This is a genomic window from Escherichia sp. MOD1-EC6819, assembly GCF_002965765.1.
GTDB classification, from domain to species: domain Bacteria; phylum Pseudomonadota; class Gammaproteobacteria; order Enterobacterales; family Enterobacteriaceae; genus Escherichia; species Escherichia ruysiae.
Genome location: NZ_PTRG01000010.1, coordinates 170,457 through 187,373, shown reverse-complemented (window position 1 = coordinate 187,373; position 16,917 = coordinate 170,457). Strand labels below are relative to the sequence as shown.

15 protein-coding genes are annotated in these 16,917 nt (G+C 52.1%); 9 read left to right on the top strand and 6 right to left on the bottom strand.

Features of this window, described 5'->3' with window-relative positions; all coding sequences use genetic code 11:
- Positions 1-26: 26 nt before the first annotated feature.
- Both clpS and A7Z06_RS22080 read right to left on the bottom strand, forming a co-directional pair.
- Positions 27-347, bottom strand: coding sequence for an ATP-dependent Clp protease adapter ClpS (gene clpS / locus A7Z06_RS16125; protein WP_000520781.1), 321 nt, complete (start codon positions 345-347; stop codon positions 27-29).
- 98 nt (positions 348-445) lie between these two features.
- On the bottom strand, positions 446-520 hold the full coding sequence (locus tag A7Z06_RS22080) for a hypothetical protein (RefSeq protein WP_212741843.1): 75 nt from the start codon (positions 518-520) through the stop codon (positions 446-448).
- A gap of 149 nt (positions 521-669) precedes the next feature.
- Between A7Z06_RS22080 and cspD the strand changes: the two genes are divergently transcribed.
- Complete coding sequence (gene cspD, locus A7Z06_RS16120) at positions 670-894, top strand: cold shock-like protein CspD (protein WP_000410785.1); 225 nt, start codon at positions 670-672, stop codon at positions 892-894.
- A gap of 72 nt (positions 895-966) precedes the next feature.
- On the opposite strand, the gene macB is transcribed toward cspD, so the two are convergent.
- Together macB and macA are read right to left on the bottom strand one after the other, a co-directional pair.
- Complete coding sequence (gene macB / locus A7Z06_RS16115; RefSeq protein ID WP_000188131.1) at positions 967-2,913, bottom strand: macrolide ABC transporter ATP-binding protein/permease MacB; 1,947 nt, start codon at positions 2,911-2,913, stop codon at positions 967-969.
- A complete protein-coding gene (gene macA / locus A7Z06_RS16110; RefSeq protein ID WP_000797455.1) occupies positions 2,910-4,025 on the bottom strand; it encodes a macrolide transporter subunit MacA in 1,116 nt (371 codons plus the stop codon). Before macA ends, macB begins: the two co-directional genes overlap by 4 nt.
- Positions 4,026-4,175: 150 nt before the next feature.
- Between macA and A7Z06_RS16105 the strand changes: the two genes are divergently transcribed.
- Entirely contained in the window at positions 4,176-5,132 is a 957-nt protein-coding gene (locus A7Z06_RS16105) for a VirK/YbjX family protein (RefSeq protein WP_137598424.1), read from the top strand.
- Here A7Z06_RS16105 and A7Z06_RS16100 read toward each other — a convergent pair.
- Entirely contained in the window at positions 5,129-6,787 is a 1,659-nt protein-coding gene (locus A7Z06_RS16100; protein ID WP_000599824.1) for an ATP-dependent endonuclease, read from the bottom strand. The genes A7Z06_RS16105 and A7Z06_RS16100 overlap by 4 nt on opposite strands.
- A 423-nt stretch (positions 6,788-7,210) precedes the next feature.
- On the opposite strand from A7Z06_RS16100, the gene aqpZ reads away from it, so the two are divergent.
- The 4 genes from aqpZ (at position 7,211) to hcr (ending at position 12,059) form a co-directional block, all read left to right on the top strand.
- On the top strand, positions 7,211-7,906 hold the full coding sequence (gene aqpZ, locus A7Z06_RS16095; protein ID WP_010347562.1) for an aquaporin Z: 696 nt from the start codon (positions 7,211-7,213) through the stop codon (positions 7,904-7,906).
- Between the two features lie 477 nt (positions 7,907-8,383).
- A complete protein-coding gene (gene lysO / locus A7Z06_RS16085) occupies positions 8,384-9,283 on the top strand; it encodes an L-lysine exporter LysO (protein WP_105279492.1) in 900 nt (299 codons plus the stop codon).
- Positions 9,284-9,426: 143 nt separating this feature from the next.
- Entirely contained in the window at positions 9,427-11,079 is a 1,653-nt protein-coding gene (gene hcp, locus A7Z06_RS16080) for a hydroxylamine reductase (protein WP_000458798.1), read from the top strand.
- Between the two features lie 11 nt (positions 11,080-11,090).
- Entirely contained in the window at positions 11,091-12,059 is a 969-nt protein-coding gene (gene hcr, locus A7Z06_RS16075) for an NADH oxidoreductase (RefSeq protein ID WP_000178650.1), read from the top strand.
- Between the two features lie 42 nt (positions 12,060-12,101).
- On the opposite strand, the gene A7Z06_RS16070 is transcribed toward hcr, so the two are convergent.
- The gene (locus A7Z06_RS16070) at positions 12,102-12,536 is read right to left on the bottom strand and encodes a DoxX family protein (RefSeq protein ID WP_000258529.1); all 435 of its coding nucleotides are present in this window, start codon (positions 12,534-12,536) and stop codon (positions 12,102-12,104) included.
- A 151-nt stretch (positions 12,537-12,687) separates the two neighbouring features.
- Between A7Z06_RS16070 and poxB the strand changes: the two genes are divergently transcribed.
- From poxB to A7Z06_RS16055, 3 genes are read left to right on the top strand one after another with little or no spacing between them, the layout of a single operon-like run.
- A complete protein-coding gene (gene poxB / locus A7Z06_RS16065; RefSeq protein ID WP_000815342.1) occupies positions 12,688-14,406 on the top strand; it encodes a ubiquinone-dependent pyruvate dehydrogenase in 1,719 nt (572 codons plus the stop codon).
- 37 nt (positions 14,407-14,443) lie between these two features.
- On the top strand, positions 14,444-15,445 hold the full coding sequence (gene ltaE / locus A7Z06_RS16060; RefSeq protein WP_000566396.1) for a low-specificity L-threonine aldolase: 1,002 nt from the start codon (positions 14,444-14,446) through the stop codon (positions 15,443-15,445).
- A gap of 10 nt (positions 15,446-15,455) precedes the next feature.
- Entirely contained in the window at positions 15,456-16,886 is a 1,431-nt protein-coding gene (locus A7Z06_RS16055; protein ID WP_001136568.1) for an SDR family oxidoreductase, read from the top strand.
- Positions 16,887-16,917: the final 31 nt, after the last annotated feature.

Genomic DNA, 16,917 nt, shown 5'->3' with positions numbered 1-16,917 from the left:
ACCTCCCCCAATTTTTATGCCTGCATTCAGGCTTTTTCCAGCGTACACAGCAATGGATGCTCGTTCTCCCTCGCGTACTTGTTCACCATCGCCACTTTGGTTTCTGCAACCTCGGCGGTAAAGACTCCGCAAATGGCCTTCCCCTGGTAGTGAACAGCGAGCATCAATTGCGTTGCACGTTCTACATCATAAGAAAAGAATTTTTGTAACACGTCAATAACAAACTCCATCGGAGTGTAATCATCATTGACTAATATCACTTTATACATAGATGGCGGTTTTAGCGCGTCACGCACTTTTTCTTCCGCCAGTTGATCAAAGTCCAGCCAGTCGTTCGTTTTACCCATTGTCAGTTATCATCTTCGGTTACGGTTATCGGCAGAACGCTCTGCCGCTGACAAGAGCTTATTTGCCTGACCAATCTACTCCACATAATAGATAAGTATCATCTATCGTTGGCATCAGCGACATCAGTCACATTACTGTCAATAGCGTTAACTGCTTCAAATTTTTGATGCATACCTACCCCCTGGCCCCTGTCAAACGCTTGACGACTCGCCCTATTTCTCTAAATTGTATTTCTAGAGTTGGCGAGGTTTTGAACTGCCCCCTCTCTGACCCCGGTTTATTCCATCTTACTTGTATAAGATTTGCGAAGGATGTCGAAGCATGGAAAAGGGTACTGTTAAGTGGTTCAACAATGCCAAAGGGTTTGGTTTCATCTGCCCTGAAGGCGGCGGCGAAGATATTTTCGCTCATTATTCCACCATCCAGATGGATGGTTACAGAACGCTAAAAGCTGGGCAATCCGTTCAGTTTGATGTCCACCAGGGGCCAAAAGGCAATCATGCCAGTGTTATTGTGCCCGTCGAAGTAGAAGCGGCAGTCGCATAGCTCTTCTGTCTCATTGTGTACATCCTACAGGCAAAATGCCAGCCCGATCGGCTGGCATTTTTATCTCAAATACTACTCTCGCGCCAGAGCATCCACTGGATCCAGCCGTGCCGCATTTCTCGCAGGCAGCCAGCCGAATAAAATCCCGGTAATGGTCGAGCAAAGAAACGCCAGCAGCAGCGCCAACGGAGAAAAGCCAATTTCCCAGCCGGGTAAAAAAAGCTGCAAGGTGAAAGCGATTAACAGCGAAAGAGAGATCCCCAACGCGCCACCCACCAGACAAACCAGCACGGCTTCGATCAGAAACTGTTGCAGTACATCGCTGGCTCGCGCCCCCACAGCCATGCGAATGCCAATTTCCCGCGTTCGCTCGGTCACTGACACCAGCATAATGTTCATTACACCAATGCCTCCGACCACCAGCGAAATCACCGCCACCAGCGTCAGAAACAGTTGTAAAGTACGTGTGGTCTTTTCGACGGTTTTCAAGACGCCGTCCATGTTCCAGGTGAAGAAATCCTTTTTGCCGTGACGCAGCGACAACAAACGCGTCAGTTGCTGTTCCGCCTCGGCGCTGTCAAAGCCTTCTTTCACTCTTACGGTAATTGAGTTAAGCCACGACTGTCCCATAACTCGCCCGGACATCGTGCTGTAAGGCAACCACACGCGCAGCACTTTACTGCTACCAAACATCGACTGTTTTTCTTCCGCTACGCCGATGACCCTCGCTGGCATATTACCAACCAGAATCACCTCGCCAACCACATCCGCTTTATGCGGGAAAAGCTGACGGCGGGTATTACTGTCGAGAACGACGACCTGCGCGCGACCGTTGAGTTGCTCCTGATTAAAGGTGTTGCCTTCGCTGAAGGTCATGCCATAGACATTGAAATAATCGCCGCTCACGCCGTTGGCACTGGCAGCTACATCAACATTGTTATAACGCAGGCGCAGGTTTTGCGAGACAGCGGGGGTGGCAGAGGCGACCCACGGCTGTTTTTGAATAGCGATTAAGTCGTCGTATTTCAGCGCCTGTTGATATTGCGGATCGTCATCGCCAAAATCTTTCCCGGGATAGACATCAATAGTATTCGTACCAATAGAACGAATATCCGCCAGCACCATTTGTTTGGCGGCGTCGCCCACCACGACAATAGAAACCACCGACGCAATACCGATAATAATCCCCAGCATGGTCAGTAAAGTACGCATTTTATTCGCTGCCAGCGCCCGCCACGCCATCGTCAGCGCCTCGTTAAAACCGCTGACAAACTGCCGCCAGCCAGACGCCGTTTTGACTACAGGCTCCGTCCCGCCAGCAACATTCTCCTTTTCAATAGCGGGCGGATTGCGCACGATTTCGCCGTCGCGAATTTCGATCACCCGCTCGGCCTGAGCAGCGACCTGCGGATCGTGGGTGACAATAATCACCGTGTGCCCGCGATCGCGTAACTGATGCAGGATCGCCATGACCTCTTCGCCAGAATGGCTGTCCAGTGCGCCGGTCGGTTCATCGGCAAGGATCACCTGCCCGCCGTTCATCAATGCCCGCGCGATACTGACGCGCTGTTGCTGACCGCCGGAAAGCTGCGCAGGGTAATATTCTGTGCGGTCTTCCAGCCCCAGTCGTTGCAGTAACTCCTGGGCGCGCAGCAGTCGCTGTTTCCTCTCAAGACCGGCATAGACGGCGGGTACTTCAACGTTCTGCTCGGCGGTTAAATGCGAAAGCAAATGGTAACGCTGGAAAATAAAGCCAAAATGCTCGCGGCGCAGTTGCGCCAGCGCATCGGCGTCCAGTGTGGCAACATCCTGGCCGGCAACGCGATAGGTGCCGCTGGTGGCTTTATCCAGGCAGCCGAGAATATTCATCAGGGTCGATTTACCAGAACCCGAAGCGCCGACAATCGCCACCATCTCACCGGCATAAATATCAAGGCTGATGCCCTTCAGCACCTCGACCTGCTCATCCCCAGCGGGATAGCTGCGGCGAATATCCTTCAATTCGAGCAAAGGCGTCATTGCGCAGCTCCTGGCTTGGCCTCACCAATCACCACTTCATCGCCCGCTTCCAGCCCTTTGACAATCTCAACATCGGTATCGTTACGTGCGCCAATCGTCACTTCACGCTCGCGTGTTTCACCATTACGCAACAATTTAACCTTATAACGATTATCACCAACCGGATCGCCTAACGCTGACAGAGGGATCGTCAGCACGTTTTTCACATCGGTGAGCTGAATATGAACCTGTGCGGTCATATCCAGTCGCAGCAAACCATTGGGGTTTGGGACTTCAAAACGGGCATAGTAGAAAATGGCGTCGTTAACCTTTTCCGGCGTCGGTAGCACGTCTTTAATCTGCCCTTCGTAGCGCGTCAGCGGATCGCCAAGCACCGTAAACCAGGCTTTTTGCCCCGGCTTCAGGTGAATGACGTCCGCTTCAGAAACCTGCGCTTTTACCAGCATGGTGCTCATATCCGCCAGCGTCAGAATGTTCGGTGCTTGTTGTGCGGCAATCACCGTCTGACCTTGCAGAGTGGTGATTTGCGTGACTTCCCCAGCCATCGGGGCAACGATGCGGGTGTAATCAAGATTGGTTTTAGCGGTGTCGAGAGAGGCCTGATTGCGCTTGATTTGCGCGTCAATAGTGCCGATTTGCGCCTGTTTCACAGCCATCTCCGTCGCGGCGGTGTCGAGATCCTGTTGTGAAACCGCCTGCGTTTGCGCCAGACGTTGTTGACGTGAATACGTCACCCGCGCCAGTTTCAACTCCGCTTCCGCCTGTTGCCGCTGCGCGCGCAGCTCCATCAGTGTTGCTTCCACTTCCTTGATCTGGTTTTCAGCCTGCTCAGGATCAATAACCCCTAAAAGCTGATCTTTTTTAACTTTATCGCCAATCGCCACCGACAGCGTTTTCAACTGACCGCTAACCTGCGCGCCCACGTCAACCTTACGCAGCGCGTCCAGCTTTCCGGTCGCCAGTACGCTTTGCTGCAAATCACCGGGGCGAACAATCAGTGTCTGATAAGTCGGCACGGGCGCGTTGAGAATTCTCCATAACGCAATCAGCCCGGCGATGACTATCACCAGCGCAATAACGTAACGTTTCTTCACGGTTCTCCGATTTTTCATAAATATTCTGAATACTCCATATGCCAATCCGGGTCATCAACTTCAACGAAATATCAACAAAACCCTAAAATTTACGTTAGTAATCACACTATTGATGTTTGGTTAAGATACGCAATGGTGAAATCGGCGTCATGTACAACCATTGATTTCATGAATATGTCGCAGCTAACTGAACGGTCCTTTACGCCATCTGAATCTCTCAGCAGCCTGTCTCTTTTTCTTAGTCTGGCACGCGGACAGTGTCGACCAGGTAAATTCTGGCACCGACGTAGCTTTCGTCAGAAATTTTTGCTGCGCTCGTTGATTATGCCGCGCTTAAGCGTTGAATGGATGAACGAACTATCCCACTGGCCTAATCTCAATACGCTGTTAACACGCCAGCCGCGACTGCCTGTTCGTCTGCATCGCCCTTACCTTGCCGCCAATCTTAGCCGTAAGCAATTACTCGAGGCGCTACGTTACCATTATGCATTGCTGCGTGCGTGTATGTCGGCAGAAGAATTCAGCTTATATTTGAATACCCCCGGCCTGCAACTGGCGAAGCTGGAAGGTAAAAATGGTGAGCCGTTCACGCTTGAGCTGACCATGATGATCTCAATGGATAAAGAAGGTGACAGCACAATCCTGTTCCGCAACAGTGAAGGTATTCCTCTGGCAGAGATCACTTTTACCCTGTGTGAATATCAGGGGAAAAGAACGATGTTTATTGGTGGACTGCAAGGTGCGAAATGGGAAATTCCGCATCAGGAAATTCAGAATGCGACGAAAGCCTGCCACGGGCTATTTCCAAAACGCCTCGTGATGGAAGCTGCCTGCCTGTTTGCCCAACGTTTACAGGTAGAGCAAATCATTGCCGTCAGTAATGAAACGCATATTTACCGCAGCCTGCGTTATCGCGATAAAGAAGGCAAGATCCATGCAGATTACAACGCTTTCTGGGAATCGGTTGGCGGCGTATGTGATGCTGAACGCCATTACCGCCTTCCGGCACTGATAGCACGAAAAGAAGTTGCCGAAATCGCCAGTAAAAAACGAGCTGAATACCGTCGGCGCTATGAGATGCTCGACGCCATTCAGCCACAGATGGCAACGATGTTTCGCGGTTAATCTGCCCGACCGCGCGCCAGCCACAGCACGCGTGAGAACATTTTTTTCAGCAGCGTCGGTACGGATTCCACACCACGACGGCCGGCCTCCATTGCCACTTCAATGGCAAGATCGGGTTTGGAAGAGCGATGGATCGCCTTCGAGATAATTTTGCGCAGATTCATCGGCACATTTTCCGGGATCTGCGCCACGCGGTGGAACACATCGGAAAATCCCTGGCGATACATAAAATGTTCCATATCCAGCGCCGGTAACGCCGTTAAATGTTCTCGTTCAGCTTCCCGATCGTTATTCAACAGGCTGCGTACCGTAGCGGCATATTTCTTCCCTGCTTCATCACCATCGACCAGTACATGCCATTCAATCCCCATTCGCCGGGCAAATTTAACCAGTGGCTTTAGCCCGGACTGGGCAAATTCAATGACCTTGATCCCTTCGGCATCGAAATGGTGTCCACACTGGCGCGCCAGTTCATTGATAACCCAGGTTTCTGTTTCCCCTTCCACCAGCAACCAGCAGCGAGCAAACAGCGATGACGGACGATTAAAACGAATATGAAAGGATATGCGTCGGCTATCTTCAGTACTCAAGCCACTCGGCCCCAGACGCCAGGCGGCAACGCGAGAAGATTCACGCACCAGACGGCAAACATGCTCTACCGGTGTTAACGAAAGCAGCTCGCCAGAGTTGGTTGTAGCAATACGTTGCAATGGCAGAAGATTCAGCAGATGCCAGGCAACGGAAAGCATAATGGGGTGTAAACGGGTTTCTGGATCTTCTATCAGCAATAATGGACGGGCGTCTTTATCCAGCCGTAATGTACCTTTTGCCTGCAATAAAGTGGCAAACAGGCCGAGCAAAATAACCCTATACGAGCGACCTCCAGGCCGGTCAATCATCCGGTTGATGATATCCAGATATCGCCAGCTTCGTTGCTCATTGCTGGCTCGCCGCCGCATTAAACGATATCTCGCCTGTCCGGCTCCCTGCTCAGAGAAATAATGCTCAAGCAGTTGCACCATTGCCGAAAGTCCCTGACGAATCTGCCCATCAGAGAGATTTTGTGGATGCGAGGATAACTCACGGGCGAGGAAATCGAGCTGGCGTGCGGTGACTTCCACATTGGGGACATTTGGCACCGTGCCACTACGAATACGGCGCATAAAACGGGCATCACGCAAGCGCAGCACCGGCATTAAACGCACCAGATGGCGTGCCTGATCGTTAATATCCTCGACATCAATCGGATGTCCGTCTTTATCGAGAAAACTGCGGAGTGTCATCACACTGCCGTCTTCCGCACTCTCCCCTTCCAGGCGATAAAAAATACGGTGATAGCCATCGGCGCACGGCGTCCAGCACGCTTCCAGCGGACGATAGCGGCGCACCCGATGTCGGCCTGGCAGCGATTCGCGGAAGGTCAAAATGATATGCAGATGATGTTCCCGCCCATTGATATCTCCCGTCGGAAACCAGAAATCGTCGCGCTCAAAATGGTAGAGATCTGACTCTGGCGATAACAGCAGGGTTAAAGCGTCCAGCAAGCTGGATTTACCCCACGCGTTCTCCCCAATCAGGACATTGTTTTGTTCCAGCATCAACGATAAACGGTTGATACCGCGAAAACCCACAATTTCAACGCGCTCAAGAATCATATCCCCTCCAGAAATATGTTATTTATCTTCTACTCCGGCAGTATAACGAGAAAGACGGTGACAATACGTGATGACAGCACAATTAAGCATGGCAAATGACTGAAAAATGAGCGAATAATTGTGTTATATACCCTCTTAACGATCCCCCTGAAAAAACAACGAAATCAAATAATTAGCTTATGAATTATTTTTGTTACCACCAAAGGCTTAATTCAGTTGTTTGCACTACAATGTCAATCAGGCAAATGACTATATGAGGGAACTGACTATTGCCCTAAATCAAAATTACTGGATTTATTTATCTGGCGAATGACTCGCCTTCGTTTTTAAAATACCCACGCATTATTTCTGTCGTCACTTTTTTACGACGACCCTATAAAACGACCATATTTTTCACAGGGTCAATTTTTAATTGAGGTGGATATGTTCAGAAAATTAGCAGCTGAATGTTTTGGTACTTTCTGGCTTGTATTTGGTGGCTGCGGTAGCGCAGTGCTGGCAGCAGCGTTCCCGGAATTAGGCATTGGTTTTGCTGGTGTCGCGCTGGCTTTTGGTCTGACCGTACTGACCATGGCCTTCGCTGTCGGTCATATTTCTGGTGGTCATTTTAACCCGGCAGTCACTATTGGTTTATGGGCTGGCGGTCGTTTCCCGGCAAAAGAAGTCGTTGGCTATGTGATTGCCCAGGTTGTCGGCGGTATTGTGGCGGCGGCATTGCTGTATTTAATTGCCAGCGGCAAAGCTGGATTTGACGCGGCAGCCAGCGGTTTTGCTTCTAACGGTTATGGCGAGCATTCACCGGGCGGTTATTCCATGCTTTCTGCACTGGTGGTTGAACTGGTACTGAGTGCGGGTTTCCTGCTGGTGATCCACGGTGCAACCGACAAATACGCTCCGGCGGGTTTTGCACCCATTGCCATTGGTCTGGCATTAACACTGATTCACTTAATCAGTATTCCGGTGACTAACACTTCCGTTAACCCGGCGCGCAGTACTGCGGTTGCTATCTTCCAGGGCGGTTGGGCATTAGAACAACTGTGGTTCTTCTGGGTGGTGCCAATTGTCGGCGGTATTATCGGTGGTCTGATTTACCGTACTCTGCTGGAAAAACGTGATTAATTAGCATTGGCATTTTATCTGCCCTGATTGTTTTATCTTCGACGTTACAAACCGCACGGGTGTTGGTGGCGTCAAAATCGCTGAAGCGTTCCCCGAAGGCCGGGGCAGCCCACATGGATGTGGGCTGAGGGCGCGTCTTACAGGGACGTTACCTCGCGCCCGACCCGGTAGCCGAAGGGGATAAGCTGAAGGCACCGCGCAGCGGCGATTTTGTTCGCCAGAGCCCGGGGGTGCAGGGGGCGGCGGCGACTGGCCGCCCCCTGCGCGCTCCTTGCACCAGTGGCTTTATATGGCATTGCACATGAAAGGAGTGCAACAATGTTAAGCTCTCAAATAGAATGACGAGATCTTTAAGCTCAACGCAGTCCCCTTCTTGTGCATAACATTTCCTTTTAATTGCAACTTTACTCGTCCTTCCGCTTTCAGTAGTGTGTCATCGCGCATTTCGACTTCTTTCTTTGCAAGGACTGGGTTTTCATGTTTTCTGGGCTGTTAATCATTCTGGTTCCCCTGATTGTGGGTTACCTCATTCCGCTTCGCCAAAAAGCTGCATTAAAAGTTATTAATCAGCTATTAAGCTGGATGGTTTACCTTATTCTCTTTTTTATGGGTATCAGTCTGGCGTTTCTCGATAACCTCGCCAGTAACCTGTTGGCGATTCTGCATTATTCTGCCGTCAGTATTACCGTTATTTTACTGTGTAATATTGCCGCCCTTATGTGGCTGGAGCGCGGTTTGCCGTGGCGTAATCACCATCAGCAAGAAAAACTCCCGTCACGTATTGCGATGGCGCTGGAGTCGCTAAAACTGTGCGGCGTAGTCGTAATTGGTTTTGCCATTGGCCTTAGCGGATTAGGTTTCTTACAACACGCCACTGAAGCCAGCGAATACACCTTAATTCTGTTACTTTTTCTCGTCGGTATTCAGCTACGCAATAATGGCATGACCTTAAAGCAGATTGTCCTTAATCGCCGGGGAATGATTGTCGCTGTGGTGGTGGTTGCCAGTTCTTTAATTGGTGGCTTAATTAACGCCTTTATTCTTGATCTCCCCATCAATACCGCGCTGGCAATGGCCTCCGGTTTCGGCTGGTATTCTCTTTCCGGTATTTTGTTGACCGAATCTTTTGGGCCGGTAATCGGAAGCGCGGCGTTTTTTAATGATCTGACTCGTGAGCTAATCGCCATTATGTTAATCCCCGGTCTTATCCGTCGCAGTCGCTCAACGGCACTGGGTTTGTGCGGTGCCACATCAATGGATTTCACCCTGCCCGTGCTTCAGCGGACAGGCGGGCTGGAGATGGTTCCAGCGGCGATTGTTCACGGTTTTATTCTTAGTCTGTTAGTGCCAATTCTGATCGCCCTTTTCTCTGCGTAATACCTCTCTGGCGGTAGATCCCTGCCGCCAAAATTGCGCTAAATCAATCTCCCTTAAAGTTGCATGAAAAACCCCTTTTATCCCGTCTTGAAGAGTCTTAACCTTAAACATGTATATTAAATATAACTTTAAAAGGTGTGATCATGTTTTGTGTGCAATGTGAACAAACTATCCGTACTCCGGCAGGAAACGGCTGCTCATACGCGCAGGGGATGTGTGGTAAAACGGCGGAAACCTCTGACCTTCAGGATTTACTCATCGCGGCGCTGCAAGGGCTTTCGGCCTGGGCGGTAAAAGCGCGTGAATACGGCATCATCAACCACGATGTAGACAGCTTTGCGCCACGCGCATTTTTCTCAACCCTGACCAACGTTAACTTCGATTCTCCGCGTATTGTCGGCTACGCTCGTGAAGCGATTGCCCTGCGCGAGGCGCTGAAAGCACAATGCCTGGCTGTAGATGCCAACGCCCACGTCGATAATCCGATGGCGGACTTACAACTGGCGAGCGACGATCTCGGCGAACTGCAACGTCAGGCAGCAGAATTTACTCCGAACAAAGATAAAGCGGCGATTGGCGAAAACATTCTCGGCCTGCGTCTGCTCTGCCTGTATGGCCTGAAAGGTGCGGCGGCCTATATGGAACACGCACACGTTCTCGGTCAATACGACAACGATATTTACGCCCAGTACCATAAAATCATGGCATGGCTGGGAACCTGGCCTTCCGATATGAACGCACTTCTCGAATGTTCAATGGAAATCGGTCAGATGAACTTCAAAGTGATGAGCATTCTGGATGCAGGCGAAACCGGTAAATATGGTCACCCGACGCCAACTCAGGTCAACGTGAAAGCGACGGCGGGTAAATGCATCCTGATTTCCGGTCACGATCTCAAAGATCTCTACAACCTGCTGGAACAGACCGAAGGCACGGGCGTTAACGTCTACACCCACGGCGAAATGCTGCCAGCGCATGGCTATCCGGAACTGCGTAAATTCAAACATCTGGTCGGTAACTACGGCAGCGGCTGGCAGAATCAACAAGTTGAGTTCGCTCGCTTCCCTGGTCCCATCGTGATGACCTCTAACTGCATCATCGACCCAACCGTGGGCGCTTATGACGATCGTATCTGGACCCGCAGTATTGTTGGCTGGCCGGGTGTGCGTCATCTGGATGGCGAAGATTTCTCTGCGGTTATCGCCCAGGCGCAACAAATGGCGGGCTTCCCGTACAGCGAAATTCCGCACCTGATCACTGTGGGCTTTGGTCGCCAGACGCTGCTTGGCGCGGCGGATACGCTGATTGATCTGGTCAGCCGCGAAAAACTGCGTCATATCTTCCTGCTTGGCGGCTGTGACGGCGCACGCGGCGAACGTCACTACTTCACCGATTTCGCCACCAGCGTGCCGGATGACTGCCTGATCCTGACCCTCGCCTGTGGTAAATATCGCTTTAACAAACTTGAGTTTGGCGATATCGAAGGTCTGCCGCGTCTGGTGGATGCCGGTCAGTGTAACGATGCATACTCGGCGATTATTCTGGCGGTAACGCTGGCAGAAAAACTGGGATGCGGTGTCAACGATCTGCCGTTGTCGCTGGTGCTCTCCTGGTTTGAACAGAAAGCGATTGTCATTCTGCTGACACTGCTTTCTCTGGGCGTGAAAAATATCGTCACCGGCCCGACTGCACCTGGTTTCCTGACGCCAGACCTGCTGGCGGTGCTGAATGAGAAATTCGGCCTGCGTTCTATCACCACTGTTGAAGAAGACATGAAGCAACTGTTGAGCGCGTAAGGAGTTTGTCGATGACGATGCCAACGAATCAATGCCCGTGGCGGATGCAGGTTCATCACATTAAGCAAGAAACGCCGGATGTGTGGACGATTTCCCTGATTTGCCACGATTACTATCCGTATCGCGCCGGGCAATATGCGCTGGTCAGCGTGCGAAACTCAGCCGAAACGCTGCGTGCTTATACCATCTCCTCCACACCTGGTGTGAGTGAATACATCACCCTGACCGTGCGGCGGATTGATGACGGTGTCGGTTCCCAGTGGCTGACCCGCGAAGTGAAACGCGGTGACTATCTCTGGCTTTCGGACGCGATGGGGGAATTTACCTGCGACGATAAATCTGAAGATAAATTCCTGTTACTGGCGGCCGGCTGCGGCGTCACGCCGATTATGTCGATGCGTCGCTGGCTGGCGAAAAATCGTCCGCAGGCAGATGTACAGGTGATCTACAACGTGCGTACGCCGCAGGACGTCATTTTCGCCGATGAGTGGCGTAATTATCCGGTGACGCTGGTGGCAGAAAATAACGTCAGTGAGGGCTTTATCGCTGGGCGTCTCACTCGCGAACTGTTGGCAAGCGTTCCTGACCTGGCTTCGCGTACTGTGATGACCTGTGGCCCGGCGCCGTATATGGATTGGGTGGAACAGGAAGTGAAGACGCTTGGCGTGACACGTTTCTTTAAAGAGAAATTCTTTACGTCAGTGGCGGAAGCGGCGACCAGCGGTCTGAAATTCACCAAACTGCAACCGGCGCAAGAATTTTACGCACCGGTTGGCACCACGCTGCTGGAGGCGCTGGAAAGCAACAAAGTTCCGGTTGTCGCCGCCTGCCGTGCGGGTGTTTGCGGCTGCTGTAAGACAAAAGTGGTTTCCGGTGAATATACGGTGAGCAGCACCATGACGCTGACCGACGCCGAAATCGCTGAAGGTTACGTACTGGCGTGTTCATGTCATCCGCAGGGGGATATGGTGCTCGCCTAAAGTTTAATGCCCGGCAAACTTAGCCGGGCATTTTTTAAGGAATTATCGCCAGGCAGAATTACCCGCCACGGCATAACGTCCGGCACCAAGAAAAGCGACGGCGAGAGCTGCAATAAAGAAATAAACCAGGCTTTCAATCGCCCAGGCTCCGGTTTTATCCAGCATCCCTGTTTTTCCCATTCCCACCATCAACCACGCCACGACCATTGTCAGGGCGATAACCAATGCGGCAGGTCGCGTCAAAATACCGAATATAATCAATATCGGCGCAACCACTTCCCCAATCAGTACGCCGTAGGCAATAAAGCCAGGAAAACCTTTTGCAACCAGCATTCCACTAATACCGTCAATTCCGGCAAATAACTTATGTATCCCGTGGAAAAGCATCAATCCTCCCACCGCCAGGCGTAACAATAATTTGCCAAAATCCTCATGCGTCAGCATCCGGTTCACTGCATTTAACATTGGTGTAACCATCTGAATTAACTCCTTTTATCGTAAAAATGCCATTCGCATCAGCCTTGGCGATTCCCGGATTAAAAGCAACAGAAATATCAGTATTCAGCCAGCGCAACAGGCAGCATCTACTAAACTTGTTACCGTTATCACATTCAGGAGATGGAGAACCATGAAACAAACGGTTGCAGCTTATATCGCCAAAACACTCGAATCGGCAGGCGTGAAACGCATCTGGGGAGTCACAGGCGACTCTCTGAACGGTCTTAGTGACAGTCTTAATCGCATGGGCACCATCGAGTGGATGTCCACCCGCCATGAAGAAGTGGCGGCGTTTGCCGCTGGCGCTGAAGCGCAACTTTCAGGAGAACTGGCGGTCTGTGCCGGATCGTGCGGCCCCGGCAACCTTCACTTAATCAACGGCCTGTTCGATTGTCATCGTAATCACGTTCCGGTACTGGCGATTGCCGCCCACATCCCTTCCAGCGAAATTGGCAGCGGCTATTTCCAGGAGACCCACCCGCAAGAGTTATTCCGCGAATGTAGTCACTATTGCGAGCTGGTTTCCAGCCCGGAGCAGATCCCACAAGTGCTGGCGATTGCCATGCGCAAAGCGGTGCTTAACCGTGGCGTTTCCGTTGTCGTTTTACCGGGCGACGTGGCGTTAAAACCTGCGCCAGAAGGGGCGACCTCGCACTGGTATCATGCGCCACAGCCGGTAGTTACACCGGAAGAAGAAGAGTTACGCAAACTGGCGCAACTACTGCGTTACTCCAGCAATATCGCCCTGATGTGCGGCAGCGGCTGTGCGGGGGCGCATAAAGAGTTAGTCGAGTTTGCCGGAAAAATTAAAGCGCCAATCGTCCATGCCCTGCGCGGTAAAGAACATGTCGAATACGACAATCCATATGATGTCGGAATGACGGGATTAATCGGCTTCTCGTCAGGTTTTCATACCATGATGAACGCCGACACGTTAGTGCTGCTCGGCACCCAGTTCCCCTACCGCGCGTTCTACCCGACCGATGCCAAAATTATTCAGATTGATATCAACCCAGCGAGCATTGGCGCACACAGCAAGGTGGATATGGCACTGGTCGGCGATATCAAATCGACTCTGCGTGCATTGCTGCCGCTGGTGGAAGAAAAAACCGATCGCAAGTTCCTCGATAAGGCGCTGGAAGATTACCGCGATGCCCGAAAAGGGCTGGACGATTTAGCTAAACCGAGCGAGAAAGCCATTCATCCACAATATCTGGCGCAGCAAATTAGCCATTTTGCTGCCGATGACGCCATCTTTACCTGTGACGTAGGTACGCCAACAGTATGGGCAGCGCGTTATCTGAAAATGAACGGCAAGCGTCGCCTGTTAGGTTCGTTTAACCACGGTTCAATGGCTAATGCCATGCCACAGGCGCTGGGTGCTCAGGCGACGGAGCCGGAACGTCAGGTGGTCGCCATGTGCGGCGATGGCGGTTTTAGCATGTTGATGGGCGATTTCCTGTCAGTAGTGCAGATGAAACTGCCGGTGAAAATTATCGTCTTTAACAACAGCGTGCTGGGCTTTGTGGCGATGGAGATGAAAGCCGGAGGCTACCTGACAGACGGCACCGAACTGCACGACACCAACTTTGCCCGCATTGCCGAAGCGTGCGGCATTACGGGTATTCGCGTAGAAAAAGCGTCTGAAGTCGATGAAGCACTGCAACGCGCCTTCTCCATCGACGGCCCGGTGCTGGTGGATGTGGTGGTTGCCAAAGAAGAATTAGCCATTCCGCCGCAAATCAAACTTGAACAGGCCAAAGGATTTAGCCTGTATATGCTGCGGGCGATCATCAGCGGACGCGGTGATGAAGTGATCGAACTGGCGAAAACGAACTGGCTAAGGTAAAAAGGGTGGCATTTCCCGTCATAAATAAGGACATGCCATGATTGATTTACGCAGTGATACCGTAACCCGACCGAGCCGCGCCATGCTCGAAGCGATGATGGCCGCCCCGGTAGGGGACGACGTTTACGGAGACGACCCTACCGTTAATGCTTTGCAGGACTACGCCGCAGAGCTTTCCGGTAAAGAAGCCGCCATCTTTCTGCCGACCGGCACCCAGGCTAACCTGGTCGCTCTGCTCAGTCACTGCGAACGTGGCGAAGAGTATATTGTCGGTCAGGCCGCGCATAATTATCTGTTTGAAGCCGGTGGCGCTGCGGTGCTGGGCAGTATTCAGCCGCAACCCATCGACGCTGCTGCCGACGGCACGCTACCGCTGGATAAAGTGGCGATGAAAATCAAACCCGACGATATTCACTTCGCCCGCACCAAATTACTCAGTCTGGAAAACACCCACAACGGCAAAGTGCTGCCGCGTGAATACCTGAAACAGGCATGGGAATTTACCCGCGAGCGTAATCTGGCGCTACACGTTGACGGCGCGCGCATCTTTAATGCCGTAGTGGCTTACGGCTGCGAACTGAAAGAGATCACGCAATATTGTGATTCGTTCACCATTTGTCTGTCGAAAGGTCTTGGTACGCCAGTCGGTTCGTTACTGGTCGGCAATCGTGATTATATTAAACGCGCCATCCGCTGGCGGAAAATGACCGGCGGCGGGATGCGCCAGTCCGGCATTCTGGCTGCCGCCGGGATGTATGCGCTGAAAAACAACGTTGCACGGTTGCAGGAAGACCACGACAACGCCGCCTGGATGGCGGAGCAGTTGCGTGAAGCAGGCGCGGATGTGATGCGTCAGGACACTAATATGCTGTTTGTCCGCGTCGGGGAAGAAAAAGCTGCCGCGTTAGGTGAATACATGAAAGCGCGAAACGTACTGATCAACGCCTCGCCGATTGTCCGCCTGGTGACGCATCTTGACGTCTCGCGCGAACAACTGGCGGAAGTCGCCGCCCACTGGCGCGCTTTCCTGACGCGTTAAGGAGAGAGACGTGCCGCAACGCATTTTAGTTCTCGGTGCCAGTGGCTACATTGGTCAGCATCTGGTGCGCACACTCAGCCAGCAGGGGCATCAGATCCTGGCGGCGGCACGTCACGTCGACAGACTTTCGAAGCTGCAACTGGCTAATGTCAGTTGCCATAAAGTCGATCTTAGCTGGCCGGATAACCTACCGGCACTATTGCAGGATATCGATACCGTCTATTTTCTGGTGCACAGCATGGGCGAAGGCGGCGATTTTATCGCGCAGGAGCGCCAGGTGGCTCTCAACGTCCGCGATGCGCTGCGCAAAGTGCCGGTTAAGCAATTAATCTTCCTCAGTTCACTGCAAGCCCCGCCACATGAGCAGTCAGACCATCTGCGCGCCCGTCAGGCTACGGCGGACATTCTTCGTGAAGCGGGTGTCCCGGTGACCGAATTGCGTGCCGGAATTATCGTTGGCGCAGGTTCAGCGGCGTTCGAAGTCATGCGCGATATGGTATACAACCTGCCAGTGCTAACCCCGCCGCGCTGGGTTCGTTCACGCACCACGCCCATCGCGCTGGAAAACCTGCTGCACTATCTGGTGGCGCTGTTGGACCATCCGGCCAGCGAACACCGCATCTTCGAAGCTGCCGGACCAGAGGTGCTCAGTTATCAACAACAATTTGAACATTTTATGACCGTAAGCGGTAAGCGCCGCTGGTTGATCCCCATCCCCTTTCCCACCCGCTGGATTTCGGTATGGTTTCTCAATGTGATTACTTCCGTACCGCCCACCACCGCCAAAGCGTTGATTCAGGGGCTGAAACACGATCTGTTAGCAGATGACACCGCGTTACGTGCACTCATTCCACAACCGCTGATCGCTTTCGATGATGCGGTACGTAGCACGTTGAAAGAGGAAGAAAAACTGGTCAACTCCAGCGACTGGGGATACGACGCTCAGGCCTTTGCCCGCTGGCGACCAGAATACGGTTATTTCGCCAAACAGGCGGGGTTTACCGTTAAAACTTCCGCCAGCCTTCAGGCTTTATGGCAGGTGGTGAATCAAATCGGCGGTAAAGAGCGTTATTTCTTTGGCAATATTTTGTGGCAGACCCGGGCGCTAATGGATCGCGCGATAGGTCACAAACTGGCGAAAGGTCGCCCCGCACGGGAATATCTGCAAACAGGCGATGCGGTGGATAGCTGGAAAGTGATTATCGTCGAACCGGAAAAACAACTTACCCTGTTATTTGGCATGAAAGCGCCGGGGCTGGGAAGACTGTGTTTTACACTGGAAGATAAAGGCGACTATCGCACTATTGATGTACGCGCCTTCTGGCATCCTCACGGTATGCCAGGGTTGTTTTACTGGCTACTGATGATCCCAGCACATCTGTTTATTTTTCGCGGCATGGCAAAACGAATCGCCAGACTTGCAGAACAAAGCACAGATTAATCGAAAAAAACCTGCGTTATTCTTTCACGTT